At 76.3% G+C, this 3673-nt stretch carries 5 protein-coding genes; 1 reads left to right on the forward strand and 4 read right to left on the reverse strand.

Annotated elements, in window-relative coordinates; translation table 11 throughout:
* Positions 1–516 (forward strand): PHB depolymerase family esterase (locus Q0112_RS08525; RefSeq protein WP_297973940.1); only part of this gene is annotated, 516 nt, incomplete at its 5' end.
* On the opposite strand, the gene lpxK is transcribed toward Q0112_RS08525, so the two are convergent.
* The 4 genes from lpxK to Q0112_RS08545 form a co-directional block, all read right to left on the reverse strand.
* Positions 456–1508, reverse strand: a complete 1053-nt coding sequence (gene lpxK, locus Q0112_RS08530; protein ID WP_297973943.1) for a tetraacyldisaccharide 4'-kinase — start codon at positions 1506–1508, stop codon at positions 456–458. The genes Q0112_RS08525 and lpxK overlap by 61 nt on opposite strands.
* A 3-nt stretch (positions 1509–1511) precedes the next feature.
* Positions 1512–2867, reverse strand: coding sequence for a 3-deoxy-D-manno-octulosonic acid transferase (locus Q0112_RS08535; protein WP_297973945.1), 1356 nt, complete (start codon positions 2865–2867; stop codon positions 1512–1514).
* A 27-nt stretch (positions 2868–2894) separates the two neighbouring features.
* On the reverse strand, positions 2895–3137 hold the full coding sequence (locus Q0112_RS08540) for a DUF4170 domain-containing protein (protein WP_297973948.1): 243 nt from the start codon (positions 3135–3137) through the stop codon (positions 2895–2897).
* A gap of 238 nt (positions 3138–3375) precedes the next feature.
* Positions 3376–3673 (reverse strand): inositol monophosphatase family protein (locus Q0112_RS08545; RefSeq protein ID WP_297973950.1); only part of this gene is annotated, 298 nt, incomplete at its 5' end.

Genomic DNA, 3673 nt, shown 5'->3' on the forward strand with positions numbered 1-3673 from the left:
ATCCTCGCCGGGCTCGCCCAGTCGCTGGCGGCGGAGTTCGCCATCGATCCGGGCCGGGTCTTCGTCGCCGGCCTCTCGGCCGGCGGGGCGATGGCGGCGCTGCTCGCCCTGCGCTACCCGGAGGTCTTCGCCGCGATCGGCGTCCATTCCGGGGTGCCGGCCGGGGCGGCCTTCGACGTCGTCTCCGGGCTCGCCGCCATGCGGGGCGAGGCAGCGCCGCGGGCGGGCGGCGCCCCGCCGGCGGCGCGGACGATCGTCTTCCAGGGCAGCGAGGACGCGGTGGTGCGCCCGGTCAATGCCGAGCGGATCGTCGCCGGCCTCGGCGAGGGGCGCGAGCGGCAGGGCAAGGCGAGCGGGCGGCGCTACCGGCGGCGGGTCTTCGAGGGCGGCCGGGGCGAGCTCTGGCTGGTCGAGGGGCTGGGGCACGCCTGGTCGGGCGGCCGCGCGCCGGGGTCCTATACCGATCCTGCCGGGCCGGACGCCTCGGCGGAGATGGTGCGCTTCTTCCTGGCCTGAAGCGACTCCGTCAGGCGGCCGAGAGCGGCGTCGATCGGGGCCCAGTCGTCGGGCTCGAGCCGGACGGGCAGGACGAGGACCTTGGGCCGGAAGGCAGCGGGCAGGCGGGCGGCGTCCTTCTCGGTGGTGACGAGCTGGGCGCCGGCGGCACGCGCCTCGGCCTCGAGGCGGACGAGGGCGCGGGGCGCGAAGGGCTCGTGGTCGGCGAAGCCGTGCGCGGCGACGAGCTCGACGCCGAGCGAGCGCAGGGTGGCGAAGAACTTCTCCGGGCGGCCGATGCCGGCGAAGGCGAGGGCGATGAGGCCCTGCCAGGGCATGCCGGTCGGGAGGGGGGCGAGGCGCGCCCCGACCACGGGGAGCGCGATGTCCGGCCAGGCGGCGCGGAAGCGGGCGCGCTCCTCCGGGGTGCCGATGGCGAGGAGGAGGTCGGCGCGGGCGAGGCCGTCCGCCACCGGCTCGCGCAGCGGGCCGGCCGGGATGACCCGGCCGTTGCCGAAGCCCATGCCGGCGTCCACCACCACGATCGAGAGATCCTTGGCGAGGCCCGGGTTCTGCAGGCCGTCGTCCATGACGACGACGGCGGCGCCGGCCGCCTCGGCGGCGCGGGCGGCGGCGGCGCGGTCGCGGGCGATCCAGGTCGGGGCGAAGGCGGCGAGCAGCAGCGGCTCGTCGCCGACCTCGGCCGCGGTGTGGCGGCGCTCCTCGACCCGGACCGGGCCCTCGAGGCTGCCGCCGTGGCCGCGCGAGACGACGTGCGCGGCGACGCCGCGGGCGGCGAGCCGCTCGACGAGGGCGATGACGGTCGGGGTCTTGCCGGCGCCGCCGGCGGTCAGGTTGCCGACGCAGACGACCGGGACGCGCAGGCGCACCCCCCTGCCCCGCGCCAGCCGCCGGCGGGTGACGAAGGTCCAGACCCAGGCGAGGGGCGCCAGCAGCCGCGCGAGGAGCCCCGGCCGGGCGGGCGGGTTGGCCCAGAAGGCCGGCGCCCGCATCGCTCAGGGCTTGCGGTCGAGCAGCGTGCCGATCGCGTCGAGCACGGCGTCGGTCACCTCGGCGCCCTCGCTGCAGGCGGCCCAGCCGGCGGCGGCCATCTCGGCGGCGCGGTCGGGGGCGATCGTCGCCACCAGCGCCTCGGCAAGCTCGCCCTCCGAGCGCACCAGCACCGCGGCGCCGGCGTCGGAGAGCCGCCGGTAGCCGTCGACGAAGTTCCGCACGTGCGGGCCGAACAGGATGGCGCTGCCGAGGAGCGCCGGCTCGAACGGATTGTGGCCGCCGATCTCGATCAGGCTGCCGCCGACGAAGCTGACCGAGGCGATGCGGTACCAGAGGCCCATCTCGCCGAGCGTGTCGGCGAGATAGACGTCGATGTCTGGCCCGATCGGCTCGCCCTTCGAGCGCTGGGCGACGGCGAGGCCGCGGCCGCGCATCATCTCGGCCAGCGCATCGCCGCGGGCCGGGTGGCGCGGCGCGAGGATGAGCGCCAGCATCGGCAGCGCGCGCCGGGCGCGGGCGTGGGCGGCGAGCACCATCTCGTCCTCGCCGGGGTGGGTCGAGGCGGCGAGCCAGACCGGGCGGCCGCTCAGCGCGCGGGCGAAGCGCACCCGCTCGGCCTCGTCGTAGGGCAAGGGCGCGGCCCCCTCCTTGAGCGTGCCCTCGACCGAGAGCCGCTCCGGGTCGGCGCCGAGCGCGGTCAGCTGCTCGCCGGCCAGCGCGTCCTGGGCGAGGATGCGGTCGAAGCGGCCGAGGAGCGCCGCCGCGAGCCGCGGCATCATCCGCCAGCGGCGGAAGCTCCGCGCCGAGATGCGCGCGTTGATGAGCAGCATCGGGATGCCGCGCCCGTGCGTCTCGGTCAGCATGGCCGGCCAGAGCTCGCTCTCGGTCCAGACCGCCAGGTCGGGGCGCCAGTGGTCGAGGAAGCGCCTGACCCAGGGCAGCACGTCCATCGGCACATACTGGTGCAGGCAGGTCTCCGGCAGCCGGTCGGCGAGCAGCTGCGCCGAGGTCACCGTGCCGGTGGTGACGAGGCAGCGCAGCGCCGGGCGCGCCTGGGCGAGCCGGCGCAGCAGCTCGAGCAGCGAGGCCGCCTCGCCGACGCTCGCGGCGTGGAACCAGACGAGCTGGCCCTCGGGCCTGGGCTGGCTCGCCTCGCCCATGCGTTCGCCGAGGCGGGCGCCCTCCTCCTTGCCCTCGGCGAGGCGGCGGCGCAGGAAGCGCTCGGCGATCCCCGCCGCCCGCCGCGAGCCGGCGAGATAGAGCCGCAGCAGGAAGGGGCGCGCCCCCGCGCTGCGGGGGGGGTCGCGCCGCGGGCGCGCGGGCGCCGGGACCGTCGGGTCGGATGCGTCGATCTGCATCTGGTTCATGCTGCGGACCGGGTGGGCCTAGCCGAGCTTCGCGGTCGGGCCGGTCGGGCGCTCCTCGTCCTGCAGCCGGTGCAGGTGGGCGATGAAGTAGCGCATGTGGGCATTGTCCACCGTCGCCTGCGCCCTGGCCTTCCAGGCGACATAGGCGGTGGCGTAGTTCGGGAAGATGCCGACGATGTCGATCTTGTCGACGTCGCGGAACTCGTTGCTCTGGGGATCGACCAGCTCGCCGCCGAACACGAGATGCAGGTACTGGGACATGGGATTCCGATCACGAGGAGCGTCGGGCTGCTGATCGGTGCGAGAGTACATGTTGCAGCGCAGAAATCAACGCACCGCCGGCCCCTGCGGCGGATGGCCGCCGGCCGGCGCCTCCGCTGCGGCGCCTCCGTCTCTCCCACGCCTGGCAAGATCGGCTCCTGGGGCTATGGCCCCGCCGAGGGGCCGCAATAGTCGAACTATAGCCGATGGCGGCGGCGGACGCCACGGGGGTCCCGGGTCAGGTGCGCTCGAGGATCTCGGCGTGCAGCGCCGGCCCGGCGGCGATCAGGCCGGCGACGAGCGGCCGCGGGCGGTTGTAGGCGAGGGTGGCGCCGCCGCGCTCGGTGACGCGGGCGCCGGCCTCGCGCGCGATGAGATCGCCGGCCGCCACGTCCCATTCCCAGGTGTCGCGGAACGTCAGCGTCGCGTCCGCCTCGCCGCCGGCGACGAGGCAGAGCCGGTAGGCGATCGAGGTGCGGAAGTGGCGCTCGACCGCGGGCGCGCGCCCGCGCCAGAGCGCCGGGGCGAGCTGGCTC

Source organism: uncultured Amaricoccus sp. (assembly GCF_937858865.1).
Taxonomy (GTDB): domain Bacteria; phylum Pseudomonadota; class Alphaproteobacteria; order Rhodobacterales; family Rhodobacteraceae; genus Amaricoccus.